Annotated in this window: 12 protein-coding genes; 9 read left to right on the forward strand and 3 right to left on the reverse strand. The window is 68.6% G+C overall.

The window, feature by feature from the left end:
• Nucleotides 1-143: 143 nt before the first annotated feature.
• The gene (locus tag HF885_RS04235; protein ID WP_170103710.1) at nt 144-938 is read right to left on the reverse strand and encodes an HD domain-containing protein; all 795 of its coding nucleotides are present in this window, start codon (nt 936-938) and stop codon (nt 144-146) included.
• A gap of 237 nt (nt 939-1,175) precedes the next feature.
• On the opposite strand from HF885_RS04235, the gene HF885_RS04240 reads away from it, so the two are divergent.
• The 9 genes from HF885_RS04240 (at nt 1,176) to HF885_RS04280 (ending at nt 13,229) form a co-directional block, all read left to right on the forward strand.
• Nucleotides 1,176-2,462, forward strand: coding sequence for an aspartate aminotransferase family protein (locus HF885_RS04240; protein ID WP_206109788.1), 1,287 nt, complete (start codon nt 1,176-1,178; stop codon nt 2,460-2,462).
• 97 nt (nt 2,463-2,559) lie between these two features.
• Nucleotides 2,560-3,537, forward strand: a complete 978-nt coding sequence (locus HF885_RS04245) for a C-terminal binding protein (RefSeq protein WP_170103711.1) — start codon at nt 2,560-2,562, stop codon at nt 3,535-3,537.
• Between the two features lie 1,051 nt (nt 3,538-4,588).
• Nucleotides 4,589-5,959: a branched-chain amino acid transport system II carrier protein gene (brnQ, locus tag HF885_RS04250; protein WP_170103712.1), complete on the forward strand. Its 1,371-nt coding sequence runs from the start codon at nt 4,589-4,591 to the stop codon at nt 5,957-5,959.
• 73 nt (nt 5,960-6,032) lie between these two features.
• Nucleotides 6,033-7,646 (forward strand): peptide chain release factor 3, encoded by a 1,614-nt coding sequence (locus HF885_RS04255; protein WP_170103713.1) that lies wholly within the window; start codon nt 6,033-6,035, stop codon nt 7,644-7,646.
• A gap of 57 nt (nt 7,647-7,703) precedes the next feature.
• Nucleotides 7,704-8,741 carry a D-2-hydroxyacid dehydrogenase gene (locus HF885_RS04260; RefSeq protein ID WP_170103714.1) on the forward strand — a complete coding sequence of 346 codons (1,038 nt, stop codon included), beginning with the start codon at nt 7,704-7,706 and terminating at the stop codon, nt 8,739-8,741.
• Nucleotides 8,742-9,082: 341 nt separating this feature from the next.
• Nucleotides 9,083-10,270, forward strand: a complete 1,188-nt coding sequence (locus HF885_RS04265) for an iron-containing alcohol dehydrogenase (protein ID WP_170103715.1) — start codon at nt 9,083-9,085, stop codon at nt 10,268-10,270.
• 150 nt (nt 10,271-10,420) lie between these two features.
• Nucleotides 10,421-11,215 carry a nickel pincer cofactor biosynthesis protein LarB gene (larB, locus tag HF885_RS04270; RefSeq protein WP_170103716.1) on the forward strand — a complete coding sequence of 265 codons (795 nt, stop codon included), beginning with the start codon at nt 10,421-10,423 and terminating at the stop codon, nt 11,213-11,215.
• 2 nt (nt 11,216-11,217) lie between these two features.
• Nucleotides 11,218-12,549, forward strand: coding sequence for a nickel pincer cofactor biosynthesis protein LarC (larC, locus tag HF885_RS04275; RefSeq protein ID WP_170103717.1), 1,332 nt, complete (start codon nt 11,218-11,220; stop codon nt 12,547-12,549).
• 2 nt (nt 12,550-12,551) lie between these two features.
• Entirely contained in the window at nt 12,552-13,229 is a 678-nt protein-coding gene (locus HF885_RS04280) for a class I SAM-dependent methyltransferase (RefSeq protein WP_170103718.1), read from the forward strand.
• Between the two features lie 135 nt (nt 13,230-13,364).
• Here HF885_RS04280 and HF885_RS04285 read toward each other — a convergent pair whose 3' ends face one another.
• Nucleotides 13,365-13,871 carry a nitroreductase family protein gene (locus HF885_RS04285; protein ID WP_170103719.1) on the reverse strand — a complete coding sequence of 169 codons (507 nt, stop codon included), beginning with the start codon at nt 13,869-13,871 and terminating at the stop codon, nt 13,365-13,367.
• Between the two features lies 1 nt (nt 13,872).
• Nucleotides 13,873-15,030, reverse strand: a complete 1,158-nt coding sequence (locus tag HF885_RS04290; protein WP_170103720.1) for a CobW family GTP-binding protein — start codon at nt 15,028-15,030, stop codon at nt 13,873-13,875.
• Between the last annotated feature and the right edge of the window lie 22 nt (nt 15,031-15,052).

The following is a 15,052-nucleotide window of genomic DNA, read 5'->3' on the forward strand; positions in this document are numbered from 1 at the left end:
AGACGTCGCGCCCGTTGTCTCTACGGGCACAGCGTAACCAAGTGCCGGGATGCGCGTCCGTTGCCGCGGCAACGCTTTTGCATCAGCGATGGTACCGCGCGCTTCTCGCCCGGCGGATGTCCGGCGGGCGAGAAGCGCCGCGTTCAGGCCAGCCGCCCCTCCATCCATGCGCGCAGGTGCCGCTCCATGCGCGCGAACTCCTCGCGCGTGTCGTCGCGGACAAACGGCCGCTCCATCATCCGGAACACGCAGCCCTGCTCTGCCGTGATGGCCAGGCTCTGGGGGTACGCCATCTCCCACGTAAAGCAGACGTGGCCCAGGAGGATGTCTGCCGGATACCTGCGCGCGGCGCGCGGGATGGTGGAGTGGCGCCAGAACCAGGACGCGGCCTCGTTTGAAAGCTTGCTTTCCAGCAGCGTCCGCTCCGGAAAGCCGTAGATGTCCTCAACGGGGCAGGTACAGTTAACCTTCAGGATGTCTATCTTGTCCGCGTCGCGCAGAAGCTCGCACAGGCGACGCGTTCGCGCGTCCAGGTCTTTTGGCAGCCGCCACGAGCTGTGCAGCGCGACGGCGGTGCGGATGAGCCCGTCCGCGTCCGGCGCGGCCACGTAGTCTCGGATGGTGGGCGCAGCGCCGTCCAGGCCGTCGAACAGCACGCGCGCGCCGAGCGCGGCGTGGCTGGTCGAGGCAGCGTCGCTGAACGTGCCGTAGCGCCTGACCTGCTCGAAGCGGCCCACGTCGTGCAAGAGCCCCAGCAGCCACGCAAGGTCGACGTAATCCTGGGACGCGCCTTCCGGCACCGAGCGCGCGATCTTCTCGGCAAGGTCCGCCACGCGCCAGGTGTGCTCGATCTTGAGCGCGATCTTGGGGTCCTGCGGGTCGAAGCGCGCGACGTAGCGCTCGAACGCGTGCGCCGCCCGGTCTCTGTCTACGTGCATGTGGCTCCCTCGCGCGTGCCGCGCTCCCGTGGCGCGGGCCTGACGTCCCTGCATTATACGGCCGAGCGCGCCTGTGGCCGCACCCGCGCGCGAGGCTGCGCGTGGCGCAACACAAACCCGCAACGTTGGGGAAACGAGGCGAGCGACGTTTGGCGCCCCTTCCGTAACCATGCATAAACCGTGGCTCAACGTGCGCGCACTACAGTGGGCCCATGGTCTTACGGAGAGGAGCACGTCATGCCCATGCGTTACGAAGACTACAAGCGCTACCTGAGCCCGGCGCTCGCAAAGAGCACGGACCTCGTGATCGACCACGGCGAGGGAAGCTACATGTACGACGTCAACGGCGAGAAGTACCTGGACTTTGTCCAGGGCATCGCCGTGAACGCGCTCGGCCACAACGACCCTCACGTGCGCGCCGCGATCCACGAGCAGGTGGACAGGCTCATTAACGGCAGCTTCAACATGGTGAACTTTCCCACCACGCTCGAGCTGGCGGAGCGCATAGCCCAGGCGGCGCCCGGCGACCTTGGCTGCACGCTGTTTGCCAACGGCGGCGCGGAGGCGACGGACGGCTCGCTTAAGCTGGCACGCGCCTACACGCGCAGGCCGTGCATCATCGCGTTCAAGGGCTCGTTCCACGGACGCACGTGGGGCGCGCTCTCCGTCACCGGCTCCGCCGCGCACTACCGCGAGTCGTACCAGCCGGGGCTGCCGGGGGTGTACTTCCCGACCTACCCCCAGAAGGACCTGTGCCCCAAGGGCATGGACGCGGAAGAGCGCTCCAAGTTCTGCCTGGACGAGCTGCAGCAGCTGTTTGACTACCTGGTGGAGCCCACCGAGGTCGCGGCCATCATCATGGAGCCGGTGCAGGGCGAGGGCGGCTACTTCGTGCCGCCCGCGAGCTTTGTGCAGGGCGTTCGCGAGATCTGCGACAAGTACGGCATCCTGCTGATCTTCGACGAGATCCAGAGCGGTTACGGCCGCACGGGCAAGATGTGGGCCGGCCAGAACTTTGGCGTGACGCCCGACGTCATGAACCTGGGCAAGGCCATCGCGGGCGGCATGCCCATGAGCGCCATCGTCTCTACCGAGAAGATCATGGCCAAGTGGCTGCCCGGCATGCACGGCGGCACCTTTGGCGGAAACCCCGTGGCCGCGGCCGCCGGCCTTGCGGTCCTGGACCAGATGGAGGAGCAGCACATCCTAAAGAACGTGAACGAGAAGGGCGCCTACCTTGCCGGCAAGCTGGAGGAGCTGCAGAAGGCCCACCCCGTGGTGGGCGACGTGCGCGGCATCGGCCTGATGCGCGCCATCGAGTTCGACCACCCCGAGGACGGAAGCCCCGCCCCGGAGATCTGGACGACCGTGAAGGCGCAGTGCCTGAAGAACCACATGATCACCCTCAACTGCGGCGTCCACGGCAACGGCATGCGCTTCGCCACTCGCCTGAACGTCACGACGGACGAGCTGGACGAGGGTGTGGGAATCCTGGACCGCTCCATGAGCGAGCTGGGGTACTAGACGGGCGCCGACGCCCGCGCGCCGGTGCGGGCGCCGAGACGGGTGCCAAGACGGGTGCTGAGCTGGGTGCCGGTTCAAGCCATGCAAGGAGGCCATCATGCCACGCATCGCATATCTGGGAAGCGCGGTCCCGCTGGACCTCGAGCGCAGGATGCTGGGGGAGCTGGGCAGGGAAGACGTCGAGGTGTACGAGGTCGACTCCGACAACGCCGGGCGCCCCGCGCGCGGGTCGCTTTCAGGCGCGGACGCGCTCGTGATCGAGTGGGGCAAGGCGGACGCCCGCACGTTCGAGGCGGCGCCCCAGCTGAGGTGCGTGAGCATGATGGCCATAGGCCACGACAACATAGACGACGCGGCGGCGACGGCGCACGGCTGCTGGGTCACGAACGTGCCGGACTACTGCACGTACGACGTCGCCCTGCACACGCTGGGGCTCGTCGTGGACCTGTACAAGAAGATCACGTGGTTTGATCGGCAGGTGCGCGACGGCGTGTGGGACGACATGGCCGGCTACGACGCGCCCCGGCCGCAGGGCCAGACGGCCGGGCTCGTGTTCTTCGGCTCCATCGCGCAGGCGCTCACGCCCATGCTGAAGTCGATAGGGATGGAAGTCATGGCGTACGCCCCAACGAAGTCGCCGGCGTTTCTCGCCAGCCATGGCGTGACGAAGGCGGAGAGCCTTGACGAGCTTCTGGAGAAGAGCGACGTCGTGAGCCTGCACTGCCCGCTGGTGGGCGCGACGCGCGACATCATCTGCACGCGGACGCTGCGTCTGATGAAGCCGACCGCGTTTTTGGTGAACACGTCTCGCGGCGGCTGCGTGGTGGAGGAGGACCTGGCGCAGGCGCTGACGGACGGCACGATCCGGGCGGCCGCCGTGGACGTGAAGCGCGACGAGACGAACGCGAAGAGTCCGCTGGTGGGGCTGGACAACTGCATAGTGACCCCGCATTGCGCGTACCACTCGTCCGACTCGTACACCGAGATGCGCACGCGCGCCCTGAGAAACGCACTTGAGGCGCTGGATGGGCGCAAGCCCGGTGACGCCGTGAACGAGCTGTCTCTGGCGGGGTAGGGCGTGGACGGCGGCGTGCGGGTGCGGCGTCGGTGCTGGTGCTGCCGGCGGCCGGTACACGTGAGCCCCGAGTTGACACGCCCGTACACGTCGAGGCCGAGTTTCACGGGTCCGTGCAAGCTCGGGGCAGACGTGTACCGGGCCGGGTACACTTCGCGGCCCAGTTTGCAGGGTCCCCGCAAACTGGGCGCCCATGTGTACGGGGCGGGTACACATGGGCGCGCTTTTGGCAAGAAGCCGCAAACTCGGGCCAGACGAGTACCATCACTAGTTGAACCATGTCAGGAACTGTCAGACGTGTACCGAGTAGTTCGTTAAGACTTTGATTGCACAGTTCATCTACCTCATGTTATGTGGAATTGGACTAATTCCTCATGGTACACGTCTGACCCGAGTTTGCATTTTCCGGTACACGTCAGCGAGTTCCTGCAATGGTTAGATTTCTTATGGCACACGTCGGCCACGAGTTTGCGGGATCCCGTGCGTTCCGGCCTCACGTGTACCGGCGGGACGTGCCTCCCGTACACACGAGGGCCGAGTTTGCAGGCCGCCCGCGAACTGGGGGCAGGCGTGTACCGCCAAGGCGCTCCCCAGTACCCGCCTGGCCCGAGTTTCGTGCGGGCGTGCAAACTCGGCGCAGGTGTGTACCGGCGCTGGGTGCCGCCCGTGCTCGTGAGGCCCGAGTTTGCGGACCCGCTGCAAACTCGGCGTAGGTGTGTACCGGCGCCTATCGCCAGCGTACTCACCTGGCCCGATTTTCGTGCGGGCGTGCAAACTCGCGGCCGATGTGTACAAGCAACGGACGCCGCCCGTACTCGTGGCGCCCGAGTTTGCGGACCCCATGCAAACTCGCGGCGGAAGTGTACCGGGCGCCGACGCGTACCAATCCCAGGCGGTCTGACGCAAACTCGCTTTCCTCCTGCGCGATGAGTCGCGGGAGCCGTATCATGTGCCCTTGGAGTTCGCCCCTCCGGAGCGGTGGGGCAACGAGTATCGGTGGGGCAACGAGCGGTAGTGGGCGAGGGCGAGTCCCCGGGATTGCGGTGGTTTCATGGGTGATGGCAAAAGGCTGGGCGTGCGCGATGGGGTCGCCGTCTCGAGCATGCTCTTCGGGCTCTTCTTTGGGGCGGGAAACCTCATATTTCCCATCCACATGGGTCAGCTTGCGGGCAGGAATGTGTGGTGGGCGCTGCTGGGGTTCCTCGTCACCGGCGTGGGGCTCCCCATACTTGGCGTCGCGGCGCTAGGCGCCAGCCGCTCGAAGGGCCTCTTGGACCTGAGCTCGCGCGTGGGCCGGCGCTTCGGGCTCGCGTTCACCTGCGTGCTGTACCTCACGATCGGCCCCCTGTTTGCCATACCGCGCTGCGCCACGGTGGCGTACACCGTGGGCATCGGGCAGTCGCTTCCCAAGGGTGCGCACGGCCCGTGGCTCCTGCTCTTCTCGCTCGCGTTCTTTGCCGTGGTGCTTGCGCTGTCGCTCAGGCCGGGAAAGATCCTGACGTGGGTGGGCAAGGTGCTGACGCCGGGGTTCCTGGTGTTTCTGGGCGTGCTGGTGGCAGCGGCGCTTGCAGCGCCGTCCGCGCGCGTGGCGGACGTCGCGCCACAGGGGGCGTACGCGGGGTCGCCGTTCGCGACGGGGCTGCTCGAGGGCTACAACACGATGGACGCGCTCGCGGGGCTGGCGTTTGGCATCGTGGTGGTGGGAGTCGTGCGCGACCTTGGCGTGAGCGAGCCGGCGGACGTCGCGCGGGGCACGATCGCCTCTGGCGTGGGAAGCGGCCTCATCATGGCGGTGGTGTACGCGCTCGTGACCGTCGTCGGCACCCAGAGCAGGGGCGCGCTTGCGGCATCCAGCAACGGCGGCATCGCGTTTGCGCAGATAGCGCGCCTGTACCTGGGGAACGTGGGCCTGGTGGTGCTTGCGGCGACCGTGACCGTGGCGTGCCTGAAGACGGCGGTGGGCCTGGTGACGAGCTGCTCGCAGACGTTCGTGGGGATGTTTGGCGGGAGGGTGACGTACCGCGGATGGGCGGTTGCGTTCACGATTGCGTCGTTTGCGCTGGCAAACGGCGGTCTCGACGCGCTCATCGCATGGTCTCTGCCCGTGCTCGACGTGATGTACCCCCTTGCCATCGTGCTCATAGCCCTGGCGCTTGCGGGCGGGGCGTTTGGGTACGACCGCGTGGTGCTTGCGTGGGCTGAGGGCCTGACGCTGCCGGCGGCGGTCCTGGGCGCGGCGGGCTCGGCCCCCGCGGCGCTTGCGGCGACTCCCGTCGTGCGGGCGATGGCGCACGCCGCCGCGGCGCTGCCCCTGGCGGCATGGGGCTTTGGCTGGGTGGTGCCGGCCGCGGCGGGGCTCGCCGTGGGGCTCGCGCTGCACGCGGCGCGTACGCGCGGCCGCGGCAACGTGCCGTCATTGTGAGAGGCCCGGCTTTCGGGCGGCGGGGGCGGCTCTTCTCGTACAATACGATGGTTACGCCATCTAAGGAGAATGCATGCCAAGCCTGTCCGACCAGATCGCATCGCGGCGAACGTTCGCCATCATCAGTCACCCCGACGCGGGCAAGACCACCCTCACCGAGAAGCTGCTGCTGTACACCGGCAGCATCCAGACCGCAGGCTCGGTGAAGGGCAAGGCGAGCGCGCGCCACGCCGTGTCCGACTGGATGGACATCGAGAAGGAGCGCGGCATCTCGGTCACGTCGTCCGTGCTGCAGTTCACGTACGAGGGCAAGTGCGTGAACATTCTTGACACCCCCGGCCACCAGGACTTCTCTGAGGACACGTACCGCACGCTCATGGCGGCGGACGCCGCGGTCATGGTGATCGACGGCGCAAAGGGCGTCGAGGCCCAGACGAAGAAGCTCTTCAAGGTCTGCACGCTGCGCCACATCCCCATCTTCACGTTCATAAACAAGCTGGACCACGACACCCGCGACCCCTTCGACCTCACGGAGGAGATCGAGACGGTGCTGGGCATTGGCACGTACCCCATGAACTGGCCCATCGGCAGCGGCCGCAACTTCCGCGGCGTGTTCGACCGCAACTCTCGCCGCGTGATCGCGTTCGAGGGCGACGGCCACGCCAACGCCACGAAGAAGGTGAGCGAGATCGAGGCCGAGCTGGGCGATCCCGCGCTGGACGAGCTCATCGGCGAGGAGAACCACCGCACCCTGATGGACGACATCGAGCTCTTGGACGGTGCCGACAACGAGTTCGACCTCGAGGCCGTCCGCACCGGCCGCCTGACGCCCGTGTTCTTTGGGTCGGCGCTCACGAACTTTGGCGTGGAGCCGTTCCTGAAGGACTTCCTGCGCCTTGCGCCGGAGCCCCTGGCGTACACGGACGTCCTTACGGGCGAGAAGGTCGAGCCCTCCCGGCCCGAGTTCAGCGGCTTCGTGTTCAAGATCCAGGCGAACATGGACCGCCACCACCGCGACCGCATCGCGTTCGTGCGCATCTGCTCTGGCAAGTTCGAGCGCGGCATGAGCGCCTACCACGTGCAGGGCGACCGCACCATCAAGCTCGCGACCGGCACCTCGATGATGGCGGACGACCGCGCCATCGTGGACGAGGCGTACGCCGGCGACATCGTGGGCCTGTTCGACCCGGGCATCTTCTCCATCGGTGACACCGTGTGCGCCGGGAAGCCCCACGTGCAGTTTCCCCAGATCCCCACGTTCGCGCCGGAGCACTTCGCGCGCATCACGCAGGTCGACACCCTCAAGCGCAAGCAGTTCATCAAGGGCGTGGAGGAGCTTGCCCAGGAGGGCGCCATCCAGATCTTCCGCGAGCTTGGCATGGGAATGGAGAGCGTGATCGTCGGCGTGGTGGGCGTGCTGCAGCTCGACGTGCTGGAGCGCCGCCTGAAGAGCGAGTACGGCGTCGCCGTGAGCCGCCACCCGCTGCCGTACCACGAGATCCGCTGGATCATGAACAAGCCGGACGAGCTGGACATGGCGAGCCTGAACCTCTCGCGCGACACCGGTCGCGTGGAGGACATGCGCGGCGGCCGCCTGCTGCTGTTCACGAACGAGTTCAACGTGAACTGGGCGGAGGAGCGCAACCCCGAGCTCAAGCTGTCCGAGTTTGGAAACGTCACGTTCTAGGGGCGCCTGGCGGCCGCGCCGCCCGCGTCCTTCTCGCCCATGTCGTAAGGAGCCGCCATGCCAAGCCTGCTGGTCCTCGTACCGTTTTGCGACGAGCACGTCGCGGCGCTTAGGCGCGCGGCGGGTCCCGGCTGGACGGTGGAGCGCCACGGCCCGGCGGACGCGTCCACGCCGACGGCCGCCTGCTCCGGCCGCTACGACCTTTCGGACGACGCGCTGGTGGAAGCCCTCGTGCGGGCGGACGTCGTGATAGGCGAGCCCGCGCCCGCCCTGCTGCGCCGCGCGGCGGACGCCGGCTCGCGCCTGCGCCTGGTGCAGATGACGTGGGCCGGGACGGAGAAGTACACCAGGAGCGACGTCGCCTTTCCGGCCGGCGTGAGCCTGTGCTGTGCCGTCGGCGGCTTTGGCCAGCTCATATCGCAGTACGTCGTGGCGCAGGTGCTTGGCCTCATGCAGAACCTGCCGGCGTACCGCGACGAGCAGCGCCTGCACCGCTGGCGCGACCTTGGGCCCGTCGGCTCGCTTGACGGCGCCCGCGTCCTCGTGTTTGGCGCGGGGAACATCGGCGGCTGGGTCGCGCGGCGCCTGCGCGGCTTCGACTGCGAGGTCACCGGCGTCTGCCGCGACGCGTCGCGCCCGCGTCCGGGCTTCGACCGCCTGGTCACGCTCGACGCGGCCGAGGGGGAGCTCGCGAGGGCCGACGTGGTGGTGGGCGCGCTTCCCAACAACGACGCCACGGCAGGCTGGCTGGACGGGCGTCGCCTGCGCCTGATGCGCCCGGGCGCCGTGCTCGTGAACGTGGGCCGCGGCAACTTCGTCGACTGCGACGCCCTTGCCGGCGTGCTCGCGGCCGGGGGCATCCGCGGCGCCGCGCTTGACGTCACGTCGCCGGAGCCGCTGCCCGCGGACCACCCGCTCTGGGCGGAGCCCCGCTGCGCCATCACGCCGCACGTGTCCGGCGGCTCGTTCGGCCGCCACCGCCAGACGGAGGACAACATCTGCGCCATCTGCTGCGACAACCTGAGCGCGCTGTGCACGGGCGCCGCGCTCAGGAACCTGGTGCCCGCGTCCGCGTTCGACGTCGAGCCACGCTAGTGCCGTGCCGGGGCGGCGCACCGGCCGACCCCACTTCCGGCCGACCCCATTTCGCATATCGCGTTATGCGACGTGGGGTCGATTTGCGTTTGCGCAGGTAGGAGCGTTTTGCTGCCCATCGCATAACGCGATATGCGATCGCGTGTGCCACGGAGGCGCGTGGCCAGCGGCCTTGGCAGCGCCGTCCTCGAGTCACAACTCGAAACACCACAACAAGCTGCCAGAAACCTTGCGTGTCGCCTTACGCAACCACGCGCGCCTAGAATGGCCGCAAAAGACGCGCCCGCGCCTCGCCGGCGCACCGGGCGCGGCCCCGCACACGCAAGGAAGGACCTGACGCCATGCCCCTGGACAGCTTTAGCCTCTATGCACCCACCCGCGTCCTGTTTGGCCCCGGCCAGCTCGCTCACCTGCACGAGCAGACCATGCCGGGCAAGACGGCCATGCTCGTCATATCCAACGGCCGCTCCACGCGCGCGAACGGCTACCTCGACCGCACGGCGCATGAGCTCACGCAGGCCGGCGTGAAGACGGTGCTGTTCGACCGCGTCGGCGCGAACCCCACGAAGCAGATCGTGGAGGAGGGCGCGGAGCTCGCCCGCAAGTGCCAGGTGGACTTCGTGGTGGCGCTCGGCGGCGGATCGGTGATGGACGCGGCAAAGGTGATGGCGCTCCTTGCACCGCAGCCGTCCAGCGACCTGTGGGACTACGCCACGGGAAGCACCGGCCGGCACCTGCCGCTCAAGCGGCCCTGCCTGCCGTGGGTCGCCATCACCACCACGGCGGGCACGGGGTCAGAGGTCGACGCCATCGGCGTGGTGTCAAAGCTCGACACGCACGAGAAGATCGGCATCGGCTCGCCGGACAACTTCGCCAGAATCGCGGTAGTCGACCCTGAGCTCATGCTGAGCGTGCCGCCCAAGTTCACGGCGTACCAGGGCTTCGACGCGCTGTTCCACAACATGGAGGGTTACATCAGCACCAAGACCAACCTGTTTGGCCAGATGGTGCAGCTCGAGGCCATCAAGAGCATCGGCGCGTGGCTGCCCGCGGCCGTGCGCGACGGCGCAAACCTCGAGGCGCGCACGCACGTGGCGTACGCCAACACCATGGGCGGCTACTCCATGGTGGTCTCGTCCAACTGCTCGCAGCACTCCATGGAGCACGCCATGAGCGCCTACCACCCGGAGCTTCCGCACGGTGCCGGCCTCACCATGCTGAGCCTGGCGTACTTTGGCTACTGGGCCGAGCGCCACGTGTGCGACGAACGCATGGTGGCGATGGCCCGCGCCCTGGGCCGCCCGGACGCCACGCGCCCGGAGGAGCTTGTGGACGCCCTGCACGACCTGCAGGTGGCGTGCGGTGTGGACGGCCTGCGCATGAGCGACTACGGCTTTGCGGGCACGCACGAGGAGGCCCTGCTGCTTGCCCGCACCGCGCGCGAGACCATGGCCAGGCTCTTCATGGCAGACCCCGCCCCCACGACGGACGAGGACATCGCATCCATATATATGAAGAGCTTCCGCTAGGGGGGCTCCCGTCGGGCGTGTTCCCGTCGGGCGTGTTCCCATCGGGCGAGAAGTGCCTCCGCCGCGGCCGATGCCGCCCCCCGCGCGGCGCCGCCCGCGGGCCCCAAGGGCTATCATGGGACGCGACGACATCGACGAAGAGGTGGCTTTTTGGAGCGAGGAGAGCTGAGGTCGCTGCTTGCGGCCGTGGCGGCGGGCGGTCTGTCCGTGGACGACGCGTGCGCGCGCCTGGGCGAGGCGCAGCTGGCGGGCCCCGGGTTCCGGGACCTGGGCTTTGCGAAGCCAGACGTGGGCCGCGGCGTGCGCCAGGGCGTGTCCGAGGTGATCTACGGCGCCGGCAAGACGGCGGGGCAGATCGCGGGCATCATGCGCGAGCTCGTGCGCTCCGGGCAAAAGCGCGTTATCGTGACGCGCTTGGACCCGCATAAGAGTGACGACCTGCGCGCGCTCCTCATGGCGCAGGGGCTGCGGATGGTGACGGGCTACCGCTACCACGAGGTCGCGCACATGGGCACGTGGGGCGATCCGCCGGCGCCCAGCGGCCACGGTTACGTGCTCGTGGCGTGCGCCGGCACCAGCGACCTCTACTGCGCGGAGGAGGCGGCCCTCACGGCAACGATGCTGGGCAGCGAGGTGCGCCGCGCCTACGACGTGGGCGTCGCGGGCATCCACCGCCTGCTCGCCCAGGCGGACCTCATCCAGCGGGCGTCCGTGATCGTGGCCGTCGCCGGCATGGAGGGCGCGCTCGCGAGCGTGGTGGGCGGCCTTGCGGCGTGCCCCGTGATCGCGTGCCCCACGAGCGTGGGCTACGGCGCGTCGCTCGGCGGCGTCTCCGCCCTGCTCAGCATGCTCAACTCCTGCGCAAGCGGCGTGTCCGTCGTGAACATCGATAACGGCTTTGGGGCCGGCTACCAGGCCAGCCTCATCAACCACGTGGGGAGGTAGCGATGCCAAAGTCTCCCATCGCGCCGCGCGGCGCCACGGCGCCTGCCGCGCAGACCCTGTACCTGGAGTGCGAAAGCGGCATAAGCGGCGACATGGTTGTCGCCGCCCTGCTTGACCTTGGCGCGGACGAGAAGGCCATGCGCTCCGCGCTCGCGAGCCTGCCCCTGGACGGCTACAAGATCCGCGTGACGCGCAAGGTGGCGAACGGAATAGACTGCTGCGACTTCGACGTGGTGCTGGACGCGGCCCACGAGAACCACGACCACGATATGGCGTACCTGTACGGCGACCTGGACGGCGCGCACGAGCGCGGGCACGTGCACGGCGAGCATCACCACGAGCATCGCACGCTCGCGGACGTGCTGCGCGTGGTGGACGCCGGCAGCCTGACGCCGGGCGCGAGCGCCATCGCGCACCGCACGTTCGACATCCTGGCTGCGGCGGAGGCGAAGGCGCACGGCGTGCCAGAAAGCGAGGTCCACTTTCACGAGGTGGGCGCCGTCGACTCCATCGTGGACGTCGTAGCCGCGGCCGTGTGCCTGGACTCGCTGGGGCCGGCAGACGTCGTGGTGGGCCCGCTGGCGGAGGGGCACGGCCGCGTGCGCACGCAGCACGGCGTGCTGCCCGTGCCGGTGCCGGCCGTGGTGAACATAGCCGCGGCGTGCGGCCTGACGCTTGCGCCGCGCGACGCAAAGGGCGAGCTCGTGACGCCCACGGGCGCGGCGATTGCGGCGGCCGCCCGCACGGCGGGGGCGCTGCCTGCGGCGTATGCCGTGCGGTCCGTGGGCTACGGCTGCGGCAAGCGCGCGTACGAGCCGCGCAGCATGGTGCGGGCGATGCTTCTGGAGGCGCGCGACGCCGCGCACGCGGCGGGCGGCAGCGCGCCGGCGGGTGCGGGAGCGCTCGTGAAGCTCGAGACCGAGGTGGACGACTGCACGGGCGAGGCGCTCGGCAACGCGCTGGGCATGCTCTTCTCGGCCGGCGCGCGCGAGGCCCACTACGTGCCCGTGTACATGAAGAAGAACCGCCCGGCGTACCAGGTGGAGGTGCTGTGCACGCAGGATTTGGTGCCCACGATGGAGCGCATCCTGTTTGAGCAGACCACCACCATCGGCGTGCGCCGTCACCCGGTGGAGCGCACGGCCCTGCCGCGTCGCATGGCAGAGGTGCGGACGCCGCTGGGGACGGCGCGCGTCAAGGTCGTGACGCTGCCCTCGGGCGCGGAGCGCGCCTACCCGGAGCACGACTCCGTTGTGGCACTTGCGGAGGCCGCCGGCGTGCCGTACCAAGAGGCGTATCGCGCGGTGCTCGCGGCCGCGCCGGCGGGGGAGTAGCGATGGCGCTCGACCTTCCGGACGGCCTTGCGCTCGAGCGCGTGGACGGCGCGCTGACCCTGGTGGCAACAGACGGCCTTTCCATGTGCGGCGACTTCACGCGCGAGCTCAGGCGCCTGCGCCCGGCGAACGTGTCCCGCGAGCTGCTGGTGCGCGCCGCGCGCGTGCGTGGCTGCGACCACCCGCGCGCCGTGGACGCCACGGCCGGCATGGGCGAGGACTCGCTACTTTTGGCCGCGGCGGGCTTCGATGTGACGCTGTACGAGCACGACGCCGTGATCGCCGCGCTGCTTGCGGACGCCCTGGAGCGCGCGGCCGCCGTGGCCGAGCTCGCGCCCGTTGTGGCGCGCATGACGCTGGTTCGCGGCGACAGCGTGGCGGCGCTGCGCGCGCTTGCGGAAGCGGACGCCTCCGCTCGCCCGGACGTGGTGCTGCTTGACCCCATGTTTCCCGAGCGCCGCAAGAGCGCCTCCGTAAAGAAGAAGGCCCAGCTGCTGCAGCGGCTGCAGACGCCCGAGAAGGACGAGGCTTCCATGCTTCGGGCGGCCCTTGGGGCGCGGCCGCGCAAGGTGGTCGTGAAGCGCCCGCTCAAGGGTCCGTTCTTGGCCGGGGTAAAGCCGGCGTACCAGATTGCGGGAAAGGCCGTGCGCTACGACGTTCTGGTGCCGGCTCAGCTGTAGGCCGCGCCAAAGAAGCCTCGTGGACTTCGAAACGATGCAAAAGAGAAGGCCATCCCACGCGGATCGCAGCCGTGGGATGGCCTTTGAGGTTGGGGATCGTGAGGGCGGTGCCCGCGCGAAGGTGGGAGGGACCTCCTACACGGCGTGTATGCGCTTCTCGTCGTAGCGCTCCGCGCAGTGGGGCGTGACCGTGCCGTCAGGATGTCCCACCGCGACCATGCAGAACGGCGTGAGGTCCTGCGGCAGATCGAGCGCTGCAGCGACCTTCTCCTCGCGCTCGCGCACGGGGTGGACGCCGAGCCACACGGCGCCCAGCCCCAGGTCTACGGCCTCGAGCAGCAGGTTCTGCACCGCGGCGGCCATGTCGAGCGGCGCGCACTCCGGGAAGCGCACGTTCTGCCTGAAGCACGGCACGATCACGAGTGGCGCGCCGGCTGCGGGTGCGGCGTACGGCGAGGCCTGCGCGAGGGCCGCGCGGACGTCTTCGCTCGATACGAGGTAGAACTCCCACGGCTGCTGGTTGCCTGCCGAGGGCGCCGCCATCGCGGCGTGGAGAAGAGCCTCCGCCTCGAACGACGTGACCTTCTCGCCCGTGAAGCGCCTGACGCTCGCGCGCCGGTACATGGTGTCGAGGGCGCCCACGCTACTCTCCGTCCTCGGGGTAGTCGTCGTCCTCCGGGACGTAGTCCGTCAGGCACGCGTCCAGCTTTGCGACGATGTCGTCCTTGTCCATGTGGCGGCCGATGATGCAGAGCTTGTTCTCGCGGTCGCCCACCTCGGGGTCCCAGCCGTCCATGATCTCCGGGCTCTCCGCGACGATGCGCTTGAACTCCTCCTCCGGGGCCGTGGCGACCCAGAGGCCGCTCTCGTTCAGGCGAACCTGGTGGCCGGCCTGCTCGAACACGTAGCACATGTCGGGGTTCTGCTGCGCCCAGAACGTGCCCTTCGTGCGGATGATCTCGTCCGGGAAGTTCTGCAGCAGCTCGTTGAACTTGTCCACGTCAAACGGCTTGCGGCGGTGGTACACGAACGTCTCGATGTCGTACTCCAGGACCTCCGGGTCCTCGTGCTCCTCCGGGTGCTCCATCGCGTCGATCCACGCGGCCGAGCCGTAGGCGCGCTCGAAGCTGAAGCGGCCGGTGTTGAGAATCTGGTCCATGGGGACCTCGCCGTTTTCCGCCTCGACGATGACGGCGTCCTTCTGCAGGCTGCGGACGATGGCCTTGAGCTCCGCGATCTGGTCGGGGTTCACGAGGTCGGTCTTGTTGAGGACCAGCGTGGAGCAGAACTCGATCTGCTGGATGAGCAGCGACTCGATGTCGTCCTCGTCGATGTCGTCCTCGAGCAGGTCCTTGCCGCCGTTGAACTCGTCGTACATGCGCACGCAGTCGACGACGGCCACGATGTTGTCCAGGTCGAGCGGGGCGTTGCCCTCGTACTTGGACTGGTCGCAGAACGCGCTGATGGTGTAGGCGATGGGGATGGGCTCGCAGATGCCGGACGCCTCGATGATGATGTAGTCGAAGTCGCCGGAGGCCGCGATGCCGCCCAGCTGCTTCGCGAGGTCGTCGGAAAGCGTGCAGCAGATGCAGCCGTTCGTGAGCGGGATGAGGCTGTCGGTCTGGTTGAGGCCGCCCTCCTTGATGAGGCTTGCGTCCACGTTGACCTCGCCGATGTCGTTCACGATCACGGCGGCGCGGATGCCCTGGTCGTTTGCCAGGATGTTGTTGAGCATGGTGGTCTTGCCGGCGCCCAGGTAGCCGGTGAGCATCACGATCTTGACGGGTTTGGACTGGGGCATGTGCCCTCCTCGCTTGGGCCCG

The sequence above is a fragment of the Parafannyhessea umbonata genome, from assembly GCF_012844235.1.
Classification (GTDB): Bacteria; Actinomycetota; Coriobacteriia; order Coriobacteriales; family Atopobiaceae; genus Parafannyhessea.